Raw genomic sequence first — 19,083 nt, 5'->3', positions numbered from 1 at the left:
CTACTGTGCCAGCCGCTCCCGGGATAGTTCAGAAAGTTGTTGAACTTCCAAAGACTCAAAGTTCTCAATAAACAGATGGCAAGGGTCAAATTCATCTGTCGTGTGCGTAGTTGTTACGCCTACGACCGAAGCTCCTGCGGAAAGTCCGGCCTTGACACCTGCAATAGAATCCTCAAATACGATGGTATCTTCTGGCGTTTTTCCGAGGGCTTTAGCCGCCTTTCGATAAACCTCAGGATGGGGCTTTCCAATCGTTACGTCTGAGGAATCCAATACGGTATCAAAGTACGATGTTATGGAAAGGCTGGACAAAATATAGTCCGCATTTTCACCGGGAGCGGAGGTCGCCACGGCCATCGGGATGTCGTTTTCTTTGAGCCGATCCAGAAAGTCGTGAATGCCCGATACGATATTCTCCTCAGGCTCAAAAATATCCCGGAAGAGCTGCTCTTTATCATCGGCAAGCTTCTTGAGCTTTTCTGCACTGATATCTCCAAACACTTCAGGGATCCATTCTTTATTCGTACGACCATACACCTTGTTTTCAAGCAGGGGGTCGGATACATCCAAATTATGCTTTTCGCAAAAAATTTGGATTGCCTCTTTATGAGCGGGATTGCTGTGCACAATTACACCATCCATATCGAAAATTACACCGGGGATAGTTGCCATCTTAAAATGTTGTTATCTGTTGATATGAAGAATATGTAGATCTTAGCAACGATTTGTCTTACGGAAAGGTTTCCAAGATTATAAAGAAACCTCAGGCCAGCCGTCGTTCCATTGGATCTCCCGAATAATCAGCTTGGCCTTACCTTCGTCAGATTTATCATAGCCGTGGAAGATCAGGTAGTCGGTACCGTCGAAGGTGTACGCTGCCTGATGGCCGACTGCAGCCCAGTCTTCATTTTCTTTGGCAATGAGCGTACCGCCGCCGTGAACGAGTTTATCGCCACTTTTATCCAAATATGGACCTGTAATATTCTTTGAACGTCCCACCTTAATTTTGTAACTGCTTTCAAGTCCCCGGCAGCACCGATCCATGGATACAAAAAGATAGTTATAGCCATTCTTTTTGAAGATAAAGGGGGCTTCTACCGCTCCGTTTTCCATATTCTGATTTGCCTCGAGCAGGTCACTGGAATAGAGTTCTTCGTAGTCGAGCTCGGGATTGGCGGCATCACCGGCATCGCGTTCATCCACTTTCCAGTTACGGTGGCGGGCTGCAATGGTATGCCACTCTTGTTCTTGTGGATCTTCAACAATCTCCGTCAGGTTATCCTGTAATTTTACAATCTTTAGACCCATCCAGAACGAACCGAAGGAGAGCCAAGGGGTACCACTGTCATCAAAGGCGAGGTTGGGATCGATAGCATTCCACATATCGCGACCGGGAACCGACTGCACAACAGGTCCGTGATCAATCCATTCATAATTTGGATCTTCGGGATTCAGCGTCTCATTCGTAGCTACGCCAATGGCCGAATTGTTGCGGCCAAATTGGGATACTGAATAATAAAGATAAAATGTGCCATCGTGCTCAGCGATGTCTGGGGCCCATTCCACATTATCAAAATCGGGGACAAGCTCAAAAGACCAGTCGGGGGCTTCCTCAAAAACCGGCGCTTCAGCGGTCCATTCTTTCATGTCAGGAGAAGACCATACGGCAATCCCTTTACCGGTGCTAAAAGCGTAGTAGGTGCCTTCGTGCTCAATCATAACCGGATCATGAATGGGAATCTGTTCATAGTCGAGTTGTGCTTTTAATGGAGATGTGCAAATTCCTAACAAGAGGAAAATAGCTATTGTTTTAAGGAAAGAATTCATATCGAAAATTAGTTATTAGTTAAAAGTCATTTATTGTTCTTAAAGCTTCACCGCAGGCCATCCATCGGTCCACTCAATTTCTCTGATGATAAGTTTGGCATCTCCGTCATCTTCATTGTCATAGCCGTGGAAGATTAGATAATCAGTATCATCAAACGTATAAGCGGCCTGATGACCCACTGCGGCCCATTTTTTGTTCCCTTTGGTTACCAGGGTACCGCCCCCATGAATCATCTTCTTATCGGTTTTATCCAGGTAGGGACCAGTGATGTTTTCGGATCGACCAACCACTACTTTATACGTACTTTCCTTGCCGGCGCAGCAGCGATCCCAAGAGGCAAACAGATAATAGAAGCCGTTCTTTTTAAAGATAAACGGAGCTTCGATATCCCCACTGGACTTATTGCCGGCATCGCGTACATCCAGTTTCCAATAACGGTGCCGGGAGGCGATCGTACGCCAGGACTGCGGAGAAGTAGTAATTTCTGTCAGATTCTTCTTAAGTTGTACAATCTTGATTCCACGCCAGTACGATCCAAAAGAAAGCCAGGGCGTACCCTCATCATCAAAGGACAAGTTTGGATCGATGGCATTCCAAAGGTCGCGCCCCGGAACCGACTGCACGACGGGTCCGTGATCAACCCACTCATAATTGGGGTCGTTGGGATTCATCGTTTCATTCGTTACTACACCAATGGCCGATTTGTTGCGTCCAAACTGAGATACGGAATAATAGAGATAATAAGTGCCGTTATATTCGGCAATGTCAGGGGCCCAGATATGGTTTCTAAAATCTGGATTCATATCTAATGTCCACTGCGGAGCTTCTTCAAAAACCGATTCTTCACGTTTCCAATCCTTCATATCGGGCGAAGACCAAACAGCAATTCCTCTACCGGTGGCAAAGAGGTAATAGCTGTCATCCTGTTGAACCATAACCGGATCATGAACGCGAATAGCATTTTTCTCTGATTGTGCCATGCCAATCGAAGACACCATGCATAGGAAAATAAGGAAAAACCATTGCTTAAAAGTTAAAGGCATATAGTATTATTTATAAGTGTTTTAAGAACATTTATTGATAGCCATTTCTCGCAAATTTTGCAAATCATTTTCAGTGACGTAGAAGTTAAGGAATGTCGTCAGGGGGAATGGTGTTACCACTTCCAATTACAAACTCAAAACGCATGCTACATGCAGAACATCAACAGCCATCGCGTATTTAAGCGGAACGAATATGATCCTTCACCCGACGGAGACTATGTGGTGTACTGGACGCAAACGAGCCATCGACTACAGTATAATTATGCCCTTGAATATGCGGTAGCCTGGGCGAATAAACTGGATAAGCCGCTGCTCATTTATGAGGAATTAAGCTGCGACTATCACTGGGTTTCGGATCGCATTCATACATTCTACCTGGAAGGGATGGCTGAGCATGTAGAACGGGCCGAGCAAAAAGGGTTTAACTTGCTGCCCGTTGTAGAAGATGAAGCCGGCCAAAGTCGGGCTATATTGAATGACATCTTCGATAACGCCTGCTGCCTGATTACCGATGAATACCCAGTGTATTTTATCCGGGATCGTAACAACAATTTGGCTGAAGAGCTGAATATCGCTTTTATTACCGTTGATTCTAATGGACTCATTCCGCTTGGCCTAACGGAGAAGGCGCCCTACAATGCCTATTTCTTTCGTAAGATAATGCAGAAGCATTTTGTGGAATGTTTCACTTCCCCTCCAAAGCAGCATCCTTTGGAGGACTTAGAAAACCAGTCTGCTATTAAATGGACCAAAGAACAGCAGCAAATAAGAGCAAAAAGCCTGGAACGCATTGCTCATCCGGAGGAGTTTATTGCCACGCTGGATATCGATCATGAGGTGAGCCCCATTGATATTAAAGGAACCCGTCAGGCCGCTTTGGGTCAGCTGGGTAGTTTCATTCAGTATAACCTGAAGCACTACGATGACAAGCGCAACGACCCGGATGCAGACGCCACCAGCGGCATGAGTCCCTGGCTGCACTTTGGAAAGATATCGGAGTACGAGATCGTAAAGGCCGTGCTTGAGCATCAGCCGAAGAATTGGGATCTGGATAACATTACCTTTAACGGCGGATCCACCGGGGGCTTTTTCAATGGAGATCCCAATGTAGATAGCTTCCTGGATGAAGTGATTACGTGGCGGGAGGTAGGCTTTCACTTTGCGCATCATGAGCCGGCCTACGATCAGTATGAATCATTGCCCGACTGGGCCCTGGAGACCCTGGAAGCGCATAAACATGATGAACGGGAGTATATTTATGAGTTGGAGGAGCTCGCGCACTCTCAAACGCACGATGAGCTCTGGAATGCCGCACAGACCCAGCTCAGGGAAGAGGGCATTATGCATAACTATCTGCGAATGTTGTGGGGCAAGAAGGTGATGCAGTGGACCCCCGACCCGGAAATTGCCTTGGCTTACCTTATCGAATTAAACAATAAGTATGCTATTGATGGCCGTGATCCCAACAGCTATTCGGGCATCTTTTGGTGTTTCGGTCGGTTCGACCGTGCCTGGCAGGAGCGTCCTATCTTTGGAAAAACACGCTATATGACCAGCCAAAGCGCCTGCCGGAAGCTGAAACTGGACAACTATCTAAAGACATACGGCAGCCAAAAAGCGCTGGATATTTAGTAGGAGGCTTTGAAATACGGCCCTTGTAGGACTGTTATTCCACTACAGAGACGCATGCGATGCGTCTCTACGTTTATTACAGCAGAGGCAACCATCGGGATGGCATATATTTATCCCGAATTATCGGGATTACGCTCAATCTGAAGCCCAGGATGCTATCAGGGGGTTGCTACAAGATTAACCACCGTTATCCAAAGCTATTGGACGGTCATCTTTCTTGTTACACACGCTTAACTCTAAAAGGGCCCAGAGAGGCTGAAAACGCCGATGCCTGCCAGTGAAATATTTTATAGGCATTCGATTTATTTTTATGCCTATAAAAGGAACAACTTATGCGCATAAGTCTGCGAACTTATGCCTATAAGTTCATAGAGCAATGCGCATTGCTTTCAGAAGCAGTATTTAGGGCAGATATAAAAAGACCGGATAAAGTGGTGGAATAAAAGAGTAGGGAATTGATGACAGGGGGCATTTGTCGCTAAAAGTTAGCAATAAGTGCTTTCACGAGCCGGGCAAAATCGTCCTTTCGGGAGTCGGCGGCGGCTTTTACTTCCTCATGATTGAGTTTCCCTTTAGTTACGCCGGCCGCCATGTTACTGATCAGGGATATGGCCGTGGTCTTAAGCTCTAAACGGGCCGCCTCGAAAAGTTCAGGGGCCGTAGACATACCCACGGCGTCTCCACCCATACGCCGAAAAGCACGAATCTCGGCTTTTGTCTCATAATTGGGGCCTTTCGCAAAAAAGTAGGTGCCTTGCTGTGTGGTAATGCCCATTTGAGAAGCCAGGTCTCGCACCTCGGGCACCCACTGGTGATGCCGATACCGGTGCCGTTTTTTGCCGGTAGGGGTGATTAATGAGTTGCCCCGAATCACATCTTCGATGACCATAAGATCGCCCACCGAAAACGAAGTGTTGATGGCTCCGGCCGCATTAGAAATGATGAGTTTCTGAGCACCCAGTGCCTTTGCCAGGTACACCGGGGTGGCCGTTTCCTCAAAGTCGAATCCTTCGTAGTGATGGAAGCGCCCGGAAAAGGCTATAACCTCTTGACCATTGATTGTTCCAAAAATCAGGTTGCCCTCATGTCCGGCAACAGAGGTCTGAGGCATTTGGGGTATTTCAGCGTAGGGAATGATCTCGGGCTGCTCAATTTGTTCAGCAAAACTGCTGAGCCCAGAGCCCAGAATAATGGCTGCCTCCAGGTTTTCAAGGGTTTGGCGGTTCGTTAGATCCTTAACGATAGCATTAATAAAGGCTGGAAACTGACTCATGCGACCGGTTCAATTTTATAGCCTTGTTGCTCATCGTAATCGGTGAGCTTAAAGATGGAGTGATGGGAATCGTGATAACCCATAATGGCAAAGTCTTCTTCGTATGCTTTGCGGGTAATTTGGTTACGCATCTTCATGCTTCGCTTGGGATCTACATCGTACTTGGCTTCAAAGGTTCTGTTTACTTCTCCGCGATTGGCCAGCACATCGCCCGCCATCAGGTACTTTTGCTTGCCGTCATCAAAAGCCAAGAGCTGAGAATACTTGGTGTGTCCCCCGATGGTTTTTACCGACACTTCGGGGTAGGGCTGATCCTCTTCATCCAGGAAATGCAGGTCTGCTTTGGCATCCAGGAAGTGGGCGAAAGCGGTTTTTTCCTCATCATAGAACTCCTCTTTCGCCATAACATCGGCCCAGCCTTGTCCCGAAACCCAGAGTTTGGCGTCCGGGAAGGTCAGCTCCCAATAGCCGGAGCCACGCCCCGCGAGCCCGCCCAGGTGGTCGTAATGCAGATGGCTGAGAAAGATATCCGTAATGTCATATTCGGTTAGCCCATGCGCGGATAAATTTTCTTTGATGGTTTCCGTGCTGGTATCTTCCCCAAAGTCTCCGATTCCCACATCAAAGAGAATGTATTTATCTCCAGATTCAATGAGAAAAGGATTCAAAGAAATCTTGAGGGCCCCTTTGGCAGGAGGATCCTCTCGGTCAATGCGGTTAAATTTTTTATCCAGGCCCACGCTGAAGGTGCCTTCGTAGAGAGGTCGAGCAAGGTTTTTTGTTACTGAATTTGCCATTTATCTGAATTAAAAATGAAAAATTAAGAATCTACAAATTATTAATTTTTCATTATATCATTTTTCATTTTCATGCCGGTCGTAAGCTTCAATAATTTCACGAACAAGCCGATGTCTGACCACATCACTTTCATCCAGGTAGACAAAAGAAATACCTTTGATACCCTTTAAGATTTGTTGGATAGATATGAGTCCGGACTGTTGCTTGCGCGGGAGGTCGGTTTGCGTGATATCGCCGGTTATAATAGCCCGGCTGTTAAAACCAATACGAGTAAGAAACATCTTCATCTGCATATTGGTGGCATTTTGGGCTTCATCCAGGATCACAAAAGCATTATTCAGCGTTCGTCCCCGCATGTAGGCAAGGGGAGCAATTTCAATCGTACCTTTGGCAAGATGGAGCTCCAGCCGATCGTATTCAATCATATCTTCCAGGGCGTCATACAGTGGTCGGAGATAGGGGTCAATTTTCTCGCGCAAATCGCCGGGTAAAAAGCCTAATGTTTCGCCTGCTTCTACCGCCGGACGTGCTAAAATGATCTTCTTTACCTTCTGCTCTTTTAAGGCCTTCACCGCCAGTGCCACAGAGGTATAGGTTTTTCCCGTACCGGCTGGACCAATGGTGAATACTATATCATTGGAAGCGGATGCTTCAACAATCCTTTTTTGCCCAGCTGTTTTAGCCGTGATGGCTTCTCCCTCATGGGTATTAAGGATAAAGTCGCCGGTTACTCGCGTATCGCGCAGAGGATTGGGCTTTTGAGAAGGCTGATCCGTCTGTTTTAAGGCAAGAACCGTATTAACATCCTGGTCCGTAAGATCACCATTCTGTTTGGCCATCGCTTCGAGCTCAGTAAAAATTTCTATAAGCTCCTGGCTATTTTCCTGTGAACCAGAAATTTTGATACTGCTTCCGCGAGCAGTTAAGGTAACATCCGGATAGGCCGCATCGATCTTTGTTAAATGTTCATCCTGAAAGCCTAAGATTAGAACGGGTTCTACCTCTTTGATCTGATAGACCTGATCACTAACAGTTGATTGATTTCCGATAGTAATATCTTTGATTTAGTTGGCAATTGCTCACTAAAAATAAAGAAATTCTATGAACTTTTTGTAAAGGGGATATAAAATATCAGCATTAATTAGGCGATCATCTCACGGCCGCTTTGAGCTCGTTTTCTAAGCTCATTAATACGCTTGGGAATGTTGGGTGCTTTAAAGACCGCACTGCCGGCCACCAATACATCGGCCCCGGCATGAGTTACTTTTTGAATGTTGTCGGGATTAACACCGCCATCCACTTCTATATAGAAATTGGCGTTATATTGTTCTCGCATATCCCGGAGGTGCTGCAACCGGTTATATGTAGTATTAATAAATGATTGGCCACCGAAACCCGGATTTACACTCATTACAAGTGCCAGCTCAATGTCATTGAGAACGGGCTCAAGGACGTGCAAAGAAGTCGCCGGGTTGATAGCCACACCGGCCGATATATCATGGCTGTGGATTGTTTGGATGGTGCGGTGAAGGTGTGGGCAGGCTTCCTGATGTACCGTTATTTGATCCGCACCGGCATCAACAAAGGCCTGAATATAATCGTCAGGGTTTTCAATCATCAAATGCACGTCGATAAAGGCTGAGGTGCTTCTGGATGCTGCGGCCACAACGGCAGGGCCATAACTGATGTTCGGCACAAAGTGACCATCCATGATATCACAGTGTAGCCATTTGATATCGGCCTGATCGCACTTTGCGATTTCTGCACCAAGCCGTGTGTAGTCGGCGGCTAAAATGGAGGGGGCTAAAATGGGTTGATTAGAATCCATAAACAAATATTCATTAATAGCTATAAAATCGAACGAAATAACTGCAAACAGTCCTCAATTAGGACTGTTCCGCTTCGCCAGTTTGTTCAGATACGATCAAAATTAATGTTTCTCCTTCCAGGAGTCGGTCACGATTGGGACGGTACTCAAGAATGGTATTTGGAGCTACTCCCGAGGTGGGACGAAACTTTATTTCTTCTACCCGAAGCCCAAGCTCTTTAAGCTTTTGTTGTCCTTCGGCAAGTTGAAGTCCCTTTAAGTCGGGGATTATAACCATCTTTTCACCGAGACCATCACTGACGGTAAGGTCAATAACCGTACCTTCGGGAACCACGGTCTGTGGGGGGGCAGATTGGCGAAGTACACTACTTTTAAAACGTGATGACTCTTTGCTGATCGTACCAACTTTCAATCCACTATTTTGGAGCTGTATGATTGCGTTTCTTTTCGATAGTCCTACCACTTTTGGAACCGCAACGGTTGGATTAGCCTCTGTATTAACCGTTAAGTAGACTTTTCGGTCGGGTTTAACAATTTTTGCTGCTGCGGGGGTCTGGTCAATGACATAATTGGCAGGGTAGGCTTCATTAGAGCGGCGATCCGCTACTTCATACCGAAGTCCGTACTCAGTAAGCTTTTTTTGTGCATCATCAAGGGAGAGTTGAGAAACGTTGGGGACAGTAAGCCCTTCATTGTAATTGGTATAAGCAGGCATAACAACCTTGTCTAATAGTAACAAAAACAGGATTCCTGCTATTATAATCCCTCCAATCCAATAGAGGAGCTTCTTATTGATAAGTGTCGCTTTTATTTTTGATTTCATGCCGTTAAGGTACGGTACTTTAATTGATTCTTAAAAACGATATTGAGTTAAAAAAATTGTAGTTAAAGATGAGGCTTTAGTAAAGTAAAAGCACGTTCCCGGTTAGAACGTGCTTCTGGAATTAGATACAAAGTCATTTACAAAAGGATATTAGAAGTTTAGAAGCAATCCAAAACGAGTCGTATTGGCAAGGGGGTGATTATTATCCCCTAAAGTGTAAATATAGCTAAAATCGACTCCCAGGAATTGGTATCGAAGGCCCGCTCCGAAAGTCATAAACTGTCGATCACCATTATTGGGATCTTCGTAGTAATATCCGCTGCGAACGGCAAAGAGATCATCATACCAGTATTCAATCCCTGTAGCTACCATCAATTGTTGAAAGGTATTGAGGGTGGCGGATCTGCCATCACCTAAGTCACGCTTAAAGCTATCCCAAGAGGTAAATAAAGAGTTGACAGGGCCTGAACCTTCCCGAGCCATCACCTTAGAGAGGTCATTGGCAAGCGTTAATGTGTTAATACCCTTTTGGTCGAGAGCTGTAGTAAAAGACCATCCGAGGCGCAGGGTAGTGGGGAGAGGGTCTTTCTCTGCATTGCTGGTATATTTAATGCCCGGACCGATATTTGAAATGTTAATGCCTGCTGTCCAGGAAGCCTCTTGTTGCCAAAAGGTAAACGTATCAGATTTATACATGCTGGCTAAGTCTACCCCAAAACTGGAGCCCGGTTCAACACTTGTCTCACTTCCGTTGGCAAAAGTTATATCAGCAAGGCTGCTGTAAATAAAACGGAAGCTGGTACCGACCGACCATTTCTGATTGATCCGATAACCGTATGAAATACCACCAGCAAATTCATAGCTATTAAAACGACCCAGGTTTTGACCCGTGGGATCCTCAAGAGAGGTATACTTTTGTTCTCCCAAATTCAAATAGGTAATATGGGCGCCAAAAGTCCCGATATCTTTCACATGATATTTCCCAACCAAATAGTCGTAGAACAGATCCGCATTAAACTGGGGAAGCCATTCGCTGTGGGTAATGCTTACTTGGTTACCTGTCTGAAAGGCCAGCCCTGCTGGATTCCAGAAGACGGCAGAAGCATTGTCTGCAATAGCGACTCCTGTATTGCCCATTCCTGCTGCTCGTGAGTCCGGCTCAATTTGTAAAAATAGAACAGAAGTAGTACCAACTTGTGCCTGAGTGAAAGCCACACATATCAGTAGAAAAGCAAATGTCGATAGTATTTTTTTCATCGGTATTAGATATGAAAATCATTATAACCAGAGAAAATAACTCAGCCTCTCTCTTGAATTTGCTTATTTACCAGCTTAAATGCAATAATTTAGATACTGTAAAATGCTACCAGCAGGAATAATAAGACAGGATAATGGAAATTCCAACCTCCGGTTGAGTCTTAAGGCATTAGCCGTGCATTTCTATAACCATAGCAGAAGCTCCACCGCCGCCATTACAAATGCCAGCGCATCCAAAAGTACCGCCTGTTTTCTTCAAAGCGTGGATTAGCGTAACCATGATACGAGCTCCCGAGCATCCAATAGGATGACCTATGCTAACAGCTCCTCCTCTTATGTTTACTTTGTCGGGATTAAGTTCCATGATTTTATTATTTGCTAATGAAACTACTGAGAAAGCCTCATTTATTTCAAAAAGGTCTACCTTATCTTTATCCAGGTCGGCGCGTGTTAGGGCCTTGGGCATCGCATCAGCCGGAGCGGTCGTAAACCACTCGGGCTTCTTGGCAGCGCTTGCCTGGCTTAAGATACGTGCCATCGGTTTTACTCCCAGTTTTTGCGCTTTTTCTTCACTCATTAATAAAAGAGCGGCAGCCCCATCGTTGATGCTGCTGGCATTAGCCGGTGTTACCGTACCTTCTTTATCAAAAACGGGTCGCAGATTGGGGATTTTATCAAAGTTAACCCGCTTTAATTCATCATCCATTTTAACCTTAGTCACATTGCCTTTGCGGTCGGTTACTTTCATCTCAATGATCTCATCATCAAAATATCCTTCTTCATGAGCTTTAATGGCTCTTTTATAAGAAGTGATGGCAAACTTATCCTGCTCTTCGCGGCTTATGTTACACTCTTTCGCACAGATCTCGGCTGCATTACCCATATGGAAGTCGTTATAGACATCCCATAAACCATCTTTGAGGATGCCGTCTTCAGCTTGAGCGTGCCCGAGTTTGGAACCGAACCGATGCTTATTGAGGTAATAGGGCACATTGCTCATGCTTTCCATACCACCGGCTACAATGACATCAGCTTCGCCCAGCTGTATTTGATTGGCAGCAATCATTACAGCCTTCATTCCTGATGCGCAGACTTTATTGATAGTTGTGGCGGGCGTCAATTCCGAAAGTCCGGCTTTAAGGGCAGCCTGCCTGGCCGGGGCCTGACCAATACCAGCAGTAAGTACATTGCCGAATACCACTTCCTGTACATCGTCGGGTTTAATACCTGCCCTCTTGATGACTTCCGTAATCGTTGTGGCCCCCAACTCGGGAGCAGAAAATGAAGATAAACTACCGCCAAATGATCCAATGGGGGTTCGTTTGGCTTCTACAATGACTACATTTTTCATAACAGAAAGTGGTTAAGCGTTAATATGAGTGTCTATGTCATAAGTTACTCAAAAGCTTGTGCTAAATCATCAACCAGGTCGTCAGCATCTTCAATACCCACGGATAGACGAATTAATGAATCTTTAAGCCCGGCTTTCTCACGAACTTCTTTAGGAATGGAACCATGAGTCATCGAGGCCGGGTGGCTGACCAGTGATTCAACACCGCCAAGGCTTTCCGCGAGGGTGAAAATAGAGGTTCGGCTCATAAATTCCTGGGCTTTTTCCTGGGAATCATCCTTCAGAGAAAAAGAAACCATTGCTCCAAAGTCTTTCATCTGTTTTTTTGCAATCTCGTGCTGTTCATGGCTTTCAAGACCAGGGTAAATAACCCGATCGACCTGAGCATGTTTATCCAGAAAGGTAGCGACCTTTTTGGCATTTTCTACAGACTGTTGAACACGAACAGAGAGTGTTTTAATTCCACGCAGGGTTAAATAGCAATCCATTGGGCCAGGTACAGCTCCGGTAGTTTTAACCTGGAAACGGATCTGCTCCATCACTTCACTGTTTGAGGTAGCCACGGCCCCACCAATCACATCCGAATGCCCCCCCAGGTATTTGGTGGTGGAATGGAGGCTCATGTCGGCTCCCAAATTTAACGGTTGCTGCAGGTAGGGAGAGGCAAAGGTATTGTCTACCAGCGAAAGCATATCATGCTCACGGGCAAAAGAAGTAAGCTTTTCAATATCTACAATGCGCAACAGGGGATTGGTGGGGGTTTCTATCCATAGCAGTTTAGTTTGCTCCGTACGAGCTTTCTGGACAGCCTGCATGGAGGTCATATCAATAAAGCTGAAGTCGATGCCCATAGGTTCAAAGACTTTCGTAAAAAGGCGGTAAGATCCGCCGTAAAGATCATTGGATGCAATGATGTGGTCCCCGGGGCGAAACATCTTTAAGACGGCATCCATAGCTGCACAGCCACTGGCAAAGCAGGCACATTCATCGGCATCTTCAAGCCCGGCGATCAGTTTTTCAAGGGCCGTCCGTGTAGGATTTCCAACCCGTGCATAATCATATCCCTTGTTCACATTCGGTGCTTGCTGGGCATATGTAGAGGTTTGAAAAATGGGGGGCATAACTGCACCCGACGTTTCTTCCGGCTTTTGACCGGCATGTATGGTTTTGGTATTGAATTTCATAATCTAAGGTATATTAAATATTGGCTTTTGCTTTCTGTGCTTCCTCCTGCATTCCCAGATAGTTATAAGCCTGGTATAGACTTTGCCAAACTTGGTCGCTGGGGTTTTGTTTGGCCAGTTGTTGCAGCAGAGGAATAGAAGCTGAAATACTTCGCTCAATAATAGATGCTATATTCTTCTTTTTTGATGAAGGCAGGTAAGGTAATAATTTTTGATACTGTGCTGCCCTGTTTTGATGAAACTGGGCCACCGTGGTAATAATTTCTTTATTGGAAGATTTTTCCCCTACAATAGCATTGTACTGCTCTTCGGCTCGATCCATAAAGGAGTTTGCTACTGTAAAGAACTGTTCCTCAAATTTTTGCTGGTCATTTAGATTATTGACTAGCAATTTGAGTTGATCGTTGCCTGCTTCATAAAGCTGAGCTCCAAGAGCCAGTTGATAGGTGGTATTATTAGGTTGCCGCTCTGTTAATAGCTGCAACAATGTAATAGCTTTTTGATGACGCCCCGATCGGATATAGGCATTTGATAAGCCGTGCATAATGTTAAAGTTTCGTTGATCCAGTGTACGAGCTTTCTCAAATACGGGCACGGCTTGGTCGGCGTTGTCTGTTTCCAGGTACAGATAGCCGAGCGATTCCAGAAGTTCTACCGGCAGTGGATCAATATGTCTGCGGGCATTTTCAAGTATCTGGATGGCTTCTGGGAGAGAGTCCGCATTATAAAAAGCCTCGCCAGCCTTTTGGTATGAGGTAACGCTATCTGGCATGATAGCCGCAGCATTGCTAAAATGGGTTGCTGACCGTAAGAAATCATTCTTCGATCGCGCATTTTGAGACACCTTAATGCCCTGATTATGTTCGTTAGTCCAGGCTACTCTTCGCAACTGATCTGTCTGTATACTGGAGTCAATTTTAGCAGTTGGAGAGTGGTCTATTAAACTGTCAGCAGTAAACAGGGCCTTATCGGCTTCTCTGTAAAGAGGGGTCCGCTGGGAGGGCTGTTGCTTTTTTTGAGTCCACTTTGTTAACAGAAGTCCCTTTTCGTAGTACAGTTTTGGATTATTCGGAGTATCACCAAGTTCATTTTGAATAGCATCCAAACGCTTTGCCAACTGCTGCTTTGTCAGGTCCCCAGCTATGGGACCGGAGGAGGTATTAGAACTATTTTTTATAACTGAGCATCCAAAAAAGAACCCGAATGCAAGCGCAAGGCTTGCTATTCGGGTGTATGAATAAATCATAAAGGTTAAGGAAAGTATGGTTTATTGCATTCCTGCTTTTTGCATTGCTTCCTGCGCTTTTTCATCCATACCTAAAGCAGTATAAATGCTGAACAGACTTTTCCAGTATTCCTTATTATCAGGCTTGATTTCTGTAGCTTTCTCATAGTTCTCTAACGCTTTTTTCAGCAGTTCTTGTCCCTGCTTGTCCAGCTTAGCTGCTTCGGCGTTATCGGTCGTATTGTTTCGCTTATCAAAAATAGCTTTCGCTCTGTTTTGATAAATAATGCCGAGCGTGTTGTACGCAGCATCATCATTAGGACGATATTCAAGCACGGTATTAAGCTCTTCCTCTGCCCGGTCGGTCAGACTATTTACTTTGGTTCTCAGTTGTTCGTTTTTCTGCTCCAGCTGTTGGATTTGCTGCTGCACGCTTTGAGCATCGCTATCTTCCTGCCGCCTAAGCTCAAAAAGTTTATTGCTATTTTGTGAAAGGCTGTCATTATAAACCAAGGCCTGCTGATATATCTTTGTACCGAGGACAAGTCGATATTGGGGGTTGTCAGGCTGTTGTTCTACAAGCTGTTCTACTGATGCAATAGCCTTCTCGGATTCACCAATCCGTTGGTAAGCATCCGCTAAATTTGAAACAATTTCTTGGTTTTCAGGAAACTGTTCCTGAGCACCTTCCAGAACAGTAACTATTTCTTGCTGGTTATCCATCTGGTAGTAATAACTGGCCAGTTGTAGATAATCGTTGGGCTTAAGCGTCGTATCTACCGCAATAGACAAATATTTTTTCTGAGCGTTGGCAGCCTCTTCGTAACTTTTGTTCATAGCAGAAACCTGGGAAAGTACGCTCCAGGAGAGGGCGCTGTCTGGCTGAATTGTAGTAGCATTTTTCAAGTGAGCCATTGACTTTACCAAGGGCTGATCAACAGCATTCTTTAAGCTGTCGTCTGTGGCGAGTTTTACAGCTCGGTTATGTTCGGTTTGCCACAATACTTGCTTCACAGAGTTGATGCGTTCAATTTCACCGGGCACGCTTTCAGAAGTATCTGCAATTGCTTTGGCCTGATCAAAGGCTGCATTCATCTCTTTATAGGTTTCGGTCCGGGTAGCGGGATCTTCTTTGGCACCGGCAATTTCACCTAATGCAACTCCTTTATAATAGTAGCCCAGAGGATCCTGTGGATTTGTTTGAATAGATTCCTCTGCAGCTGCAAGCGCAGATTCAAAATTTTGGCTTTCAATATTCGATTGTGCTTTATCAGCTAAAGGATTAGAGCTTCCACAGCCTATCAAGATGCCGATAAGCAGTGTGAGAAGTAGATGTGGCAATTTATTTGTGAACATGATGTTATATTTCTATTGTATTCAATTTAAAATCCAGTAAGATGAAAAGGGAAAGTAAACATATATAGCCCTTTCTGCAATATAATCGATTAGAAATTATTATATTGCGCTTCTGTACTCATTATTTCAATTAACAGATTTAAGGATAACGTATGTTTGGATCCAGTGACTTTGACGTTAACAAAAAAGACGGTTTTGAATATTTGCATATTTCATCCGAAACATCAAATAAGCAGAACCTGATTTTTTTGCATGGTATGTTTGGGGGTTTGAGTAATTATGACCCTCTTCTTAAAAGAATACAGGGATATACGATTTTTGTTCCGAAGATCCCCATTTATGAAATTAAAGCCCGGAAGATTTCTATCAGTCGTCTTACCGAGTGGCTAAGGTCGTTTTGTGAGACATTGGATATAAAAAATCCTATTTTGCTGGGTAACTCTATGGGCGGTCATTTGGCCTTAGATTATGCACAAAAATACGCGGATGATGTTTCGGCCTTAGTACTAACCGGGAGCTCTGGGCTGCTCGAAAAAGATTTCGGTTCTACCTTTCCCCGCCGCAAGGATCGCGATTTTATTCGCAAACAGGCAAACCTTACTTTTTATGAGGATTTAATTGACGATACCGTTATGGACGAAATAATGACTGTTGTTAAGTCACCCTCTAAGTTAACGAAGCTACTGGCGCTAACCCGGGATACCCACAAGTATCATATGGAAAAGTTTTTGCCTAAAATCGATCACGAAGTGCTATTAGTCTGGGGCAAGCAAGATGAAATCACCCCGCCGGAAGTCGCTTATATGTTCGAGGAAAAGCTGGCTAATACCCAGCTGCACTGGATTGACAAATGCGGGCACGCTCCTATGATGGAACATCCGGAAAAGTTTGCTGCCATTTTACAGGATTTTTTACGTCAACTTGAAACTAAATCTAATTCAAAGACTTCTCAGTATTTATGAAAAAGATTATCCATACCTCTGAAGCACCAGATGCCATTGGTCCCTATAGCCAGGCGGTTGTTCATAGTGATATCGTCTACTGTTCCGGACAAATTGGGCTGGATCCCGAGACGAATGAATTTGTTGGGGAAGATGTAGCATCTCAGGCTAAACAGGTAATGAAAAACCTGCAAGCCGTTTTAGAGGAGGCTGGTTCAGGGTTCGAAAAAGTTATCAAATGCGGAATTTATCTGGATGACATGGATAACTTTGCGACGGTTAATGAGATTTACGGATCATACTTTGATGCGGAGCCCCCGGCACGTGAGACCGTAGCCGTCAAGACGCTTCCCAAAAATTGCAAGGTTGAAATCGGGTGCACGGCCTATATTTAAAGAGCCTATGAAGGGTTGGTCATTATAAGTTGGATCTATTTCCGGTACTTTCTATTAGGTTCGGGGAGATAGTCTATAGAGGCCTTTGCAAAACCATAAAATTTGTCACTCTGAGCTTGTCGAAGAGTCTCCCAAGCAACGCCTATAGCTTTTTAAGGGAGATCCTTTAGCTCCGTTCAGGATGACAGGCCGGTTTTGCAAGCCCTCTCCATAAATGCTTACAAGTTTATCTACCCAGCTTAAACTGCTTCCGGACGCGATTCCCCATCTTATCATAAGCAACCACATTGATATTCATGGCCGACCTGGGTTCAAAATCAGGATGGTAATAGACCAGCCGGTCATCTTCGGGTTCATATTCTGCAAAGCCGGGTTTACCATTGATCAAAATTTTAGATCGCTGGTAATCAATTTGGGAGAGATTGTCTTCCACCCCAATAAAAACCAGCCACTGGCCATCGGGACGGCGACTTAGCCGGGGTTGATCCAGCTCTGGGGCCATCGTATCGCGGCGGGTAATAAACGTACCCAGAGAATTGGTTTTGCCAATAATATGCTCTTCAGTAAAATGGGTATCGATGGGATACCACCGATCATAGCGTTCATTATATTTATAGAAAGAGAGCTTAGAGGTATGCTGGAGAGTAGAGTCTCGTTTAACGGTAAATTTATATGATTTATCCAGCGGATAAGCTTCAGGACCAACCGTCACTTTTACCGAATCTGGTTTATACTGCTTAGCTGTCAGTGCTACTGATACCGTATCATAAAAAGCATGCCGTGGAAAAGTAGCCATTGCTTTTCGATCAACGGAGGTTATTAGGCCCTTATGTTGGGGGACCATCCGATGGAAAACCAAGGGACCATAGCCCGGAATATTCATGAACAGATTATCCAGGTTTTTTAGCTCGATACTGGTTTTAGAATTATAAAACCGGGCATGCCAGGGATCCGGCAGAGCAATGGTAATGTCTCTGAAAACTTCCTGGGGGAGGGTTACCCAATTGGCAAACCAGTTCCAGTCATCAATATTGATATCCGGTACTTTGGTAGGGGCCCGAGGAGGCTCAGGTTGGATGGATGGTAAGTTTACTTCTGACCGGACAACCAAATCAACAACGGCGGTGCTTTTGTTTCCAAAATAGTCGGAGGCCGTAATTTCAACCGTATGCCGTCCGGGCGGCAGGTGGAGTCGCCCACCGCTATTTGAGGTTTGATAAAAGGGTAAGGTATTGCCATCCGCAACAAAAAGGCGCTGATAGGTCTGGCCATGCTGGCTTAACAGGGGATATACGCGGTCAATCCAGATCTGATTATCTTCTTCATAAGAAAAGCTGTCAACGCGGGCATAGAACCGAGGCTGACCATCGACCGACATCGAAAGTTCATAGACCCCATAAGAGTTATGCACGCCGTTGGATCGATCAAAAACATCGATGCCTAAGCCCACCGAACCGGATGTGGTGACCGTTTGGAACTGGTATTTGCCGTTTCGAAACCGGGGATCTTGGGTGTGAAAGCTATTTTCACCTTCTATAAAGGATTTTGGAGAAAGAGGCTCGACCGAAAGTCCCGTAATTTGTGGGGAAATATCATCCCGAACGCTTAGGTTTGTCAATAATGGGTTATATGGATCCTGGTCGGGGGTGCGGAATTCGAAGTGCAGGTGGGGCGGCCCAATGCCCGAAGCACCGCTGTAGGCAATCACATCGCCTTGTTGGATTCGGATATTTTGATTCTCCACTACTTTATCAAAATGAGGCCGGTAATTATTTGCTACCCGCATGGAGTCGGCCAACTGTTGCAGCGGATCGTTAAATTTCATTAAATGCGCATAGATAGAGAACGCCCCATCCTCATGTTTGAGATAGAGCACTTTTCCGTAGCCATTGGGTTTAATAGCCATTCTGTGTAGTACGCCATCCCGGGTTGCAAAAATTTTGTAGCCGCGACGTCCCCAGGTTTTAATATCCAATGCGGCGTGAAAATGGCCGGTACGTGTCTCGGCAAAGGTGGATGTTAAATGGTGACTGGCATCCGTGGGCCAAAGGTAATGGGCCTCGGTGGGGTCAAAAGATGTGTTATACTGTGCTTTTGCACTTAAAAAGGGCAGGGCTAAGAGTAGTGCCAGAAAATAGGTGGTCCTCAT

The 19,083-nt window shown here is 45.2% G+C and carries 17 protein-coding genes; 3 read left to right on the top strand and 14 right to left on the bottom strand.

Annotated features, from left to right (window positions below):
- The 3 genes from J6I44_RS03495 to J6I44_RS03485 form a co-directional block, all read right to left on the bottom strand.
- Nucleotides 1-672: an HAD family hydrolase gene (locus J6I44_RS03495; RefSeq protein ID WP_265764597.1), complete on the bottom strand. Its 672-nt coding sequence runs from the start codon at nucleotides 670-672 to the stop codon at nucleotides 1-3.
- Between the two features lie 78 nt (nucleotides 673-750).
- Nucleotides 751-1,827, bottom strand: a complete 1,077-nt coding sequence (locus J6I44_RS03490) for a family 43 glycosylhydrolase (RefSeq protein ID WP_265764596.1) — start codon at nucleotides 1,825-1,827, stop codon at nucleotides 751-753.
- 39 nt (nucleotides 1,828-1,866) lie between these two features.
- Nucleotides 1,867-2,871 carry an arabinan endo-1,5-alpha-L-arabinosidase gene (locus J6I44_RS03485; RefSeq protein WP_265764595.1) on the bottom strand — a complete coding sequence of 335 codons (1,005 nt, stop codon included), beginning with the start codon at nucleotides 2,869-2,871 and terminating at the stop codon, nucleotides 1,867-1,869.
- 150 nt (nucleotides 2,872-3,021) lie between these two features.
- Between J6I44_RS03485 and J6I44_RS03480 the strand changes: the two genes are divergently transcribed.
- Nucleotides 3,022-4,503, top strand: a complete 1,482-nt coding sequence (locus J6I44_RS03480; RefSeq protein ID WP_265764593.1) for a cryptochrome/DNA photolyase family protein — start codon at nucleotides 3,022-3,024, stop codon at nucleotides 4,501-4,503.
- Nucleotides 4,504-4,981: 478 nt separating this feature from the next.
- On the opposite strand, the gene J6I44_RS03475 is transcribed toward J6I44_RS03480, so the two are convergent.
- The 10 genes from J6I44_RS03475 to J6I44_RS03430 all read right to left on the bottom strand — a co-directional run bounded on the left by J6I44_RS03475 (nucleotide 4,982) and on the right by J6I44_RS03430 (nucleotide 15,598).
- The gene (locus J6I44_RS03475; protein WP_265764592.1) at nucleotides 4,982-5,776 is read right to left on the bottom strand and encodes a purine-nucleoside phosphorylase; all 795 of its coding nucleotides are present in this window, start codon (nucleotides 5,774-5,776) and stop codon (nucleotides 4,982-4,984) included.
- Nucleotides 5,773-6,573: an MBL fold metallo-hydrolase gene (locus J6I44_RS03470; RefSeq protein WP_265764591.1), complete on the bottom strand. Its 801-nt coding sequence runs from the start codon at nucleotides 6,571-6,573 to the stop codon at nucleotides 5,773-5,775. The genes J6I44_RS03475 and J6I44_RS03470 overlap by 4 nt, the downstream gene beginning before the upstream one ends.
- A gap of 57 nt (nucleotides 6,574-6,630) precedes the next feature.
- Complete coding sequence (locus J6I44_RS03465; RefSeq protein ID WP_265764590.1) at nucleotides 6,631-7,413, bottom strand: PhoH family protein; 783 nt, start codon at nucleotides 7,411-7,413, stop codon at nucleotides 6,631-6,633.
- A gap of 302 nt (nucleotides 7,414-7,715) precedes the next feature.
- On the bottom strand, nucleotides 7,716-8,402 hold the full coding sequence (rpe, locus tag J6I44_RS03460) for a ribulose-phosphate 3-epimerase (RefSeq protein ID WP_265764589.1): 687 nt from the start codon (nucleotides 8,400-8,402) through the stop codon (nucleotides 7,716-7,718).
- A 58-nt stretch (nucleotides 8,403-8,460) separates the two neighbouring features.
- Nucleotides 8,461-9,225, bottom strand: coding sequence for a PASTA domain-containing protein (locus tag J6I44_RS03455; protein WP_265764588.1), 765 nt, complete (start codon nucleotides 9,223-9,225; stop codon nucleotides 8,461-8,463).
- Nucleotides 9,226-9,375: 150 nt separating this feature from the next.
- A complete protein-coding gene (gene porV / locus J6I44_RS03450) occupies nucleotides 9,376-10,482 on the bottom strand; it encodes a type IX secretion system outer membrane channel protein PorV (RefSeq protein WP_265764586.1) in 1,107 nt (368 codons plus the stop codon).
- 169 nt (nucleotides 10,483-10,651) lie between these two features.
- The gene (locus J6I44_RS03445) at nucleotides 10,652-11,833 is read right to left on the bottom strand and encodes an acetyl-CoA C-acyltransferase (RefSeq protein WP_265764585.1); all 1,182 of its coding nucleotides are present in this window, start codon (nucleotides 11,831-11,833) and stop codon (nucleotides 10,652-10,654) included.
- 44 nt (nucleotides 11,834-11,877) lie between these two features.
- Complete coding sequence (locus tag J6I44_RS03440; protein WP_265764584.1) at nucleotides 11,878-13,017, bottom strand: cystathionine gamma-synthase; 1,140 nt, start codon at nucleotides 13,015-13,017, stop codon at nucleotides 11,878-11,880.
- A 13-nt stretch (nucleotides 13,018-13,030) separates the two neighbouring features.
- Entirely contained in the window at nucleotides 13,031-14,263 is a 1,233-nt protein-coding gene (locus J6I44_RS03435) for a tetratricopeptide repeat protein (RefSeq protein ID WP_265764582.1), read from the bottom strand.
- 21 nt (nucleotides 14,264-14,284) lie between these two features.
- Nucleotides 14,285-15,598: a tetratricopeptide repeat protein gene (locus tag J6I44_RS03430; protein WP_265764581.1), complete on the bottom strand. Its 1,314-nt coding sequence runs from the start codon at nucleotides 15,596-15,598 to the stop codon at nucleotides 14,285-14,287.
- Nucleotides 15,599-15,750: 152 nt separating this feature from the next.
- On the opposite strand from J6I44_RS03430, the gene J6I44_RS03425 reads away from it, so the two are divergent.
- Together J6I44_RS03425 and J6I44_RS03420 are read left to right on the top strand one after the other, a co-directional pair.
- Nucleotides 15,751-16,560: an alpha/beta fold hydrolase gene (locus tag J6I44_RS03425; protein WP_265764580.1), complete on the top strand. Its 810-nt coding sequence runs from the start codon at nucleotides 15,751-15,753 to the stop codon at nucleotides 16,558-16,560.
- Nucleotides 16,557-16,934 (top strand): RidA family protein, encoded by a 378-nt coding sequence (locus tag J6I44_RS03420; RefSeq protein WP_265764579.1) that lies wholly within the window; start codon nucleotides 16,557-16,559, stop codon nucleotides 16,932-16,934. The genes J6I44_RS03425 and J6I44_RS03420 overlap by 4 nt, the downstream gene beginning before the upstream one ends.
- A 226-nt stretch (nucleotides 16,935-17,160) precedes the next feature.
- Here the strand turns inward: J6I44_RS03420 and J6I44_RS03415 are convergent, their stop codons facing one another.
- Nucleotides 17,161-19,083: a M23 family metallopeptidase gene (locus tag J6I44_RS03415; RefSeq protein ID WP_265764578.1), complete on the bottom strand. Its 1,923-nt coding sequence runs from the start codon at nucleotides 19,081-19,083 to the stop codon at nucleotides 17,161-17,163.

The organism is Fodinibius salsisoli (assembly GCF_026229185.1).
Lineage (GTDB): Bacteria > Bacteroidota > Rhodothermia > Balneolales > Balneolaceae > Fodinibius > Fodinibius salsisoli.
The sequence above is the reverse complement of the archived record's forward strand: the minus strand, read 5'-3'. Positions and strand labels throughout refer to the sequence as shown.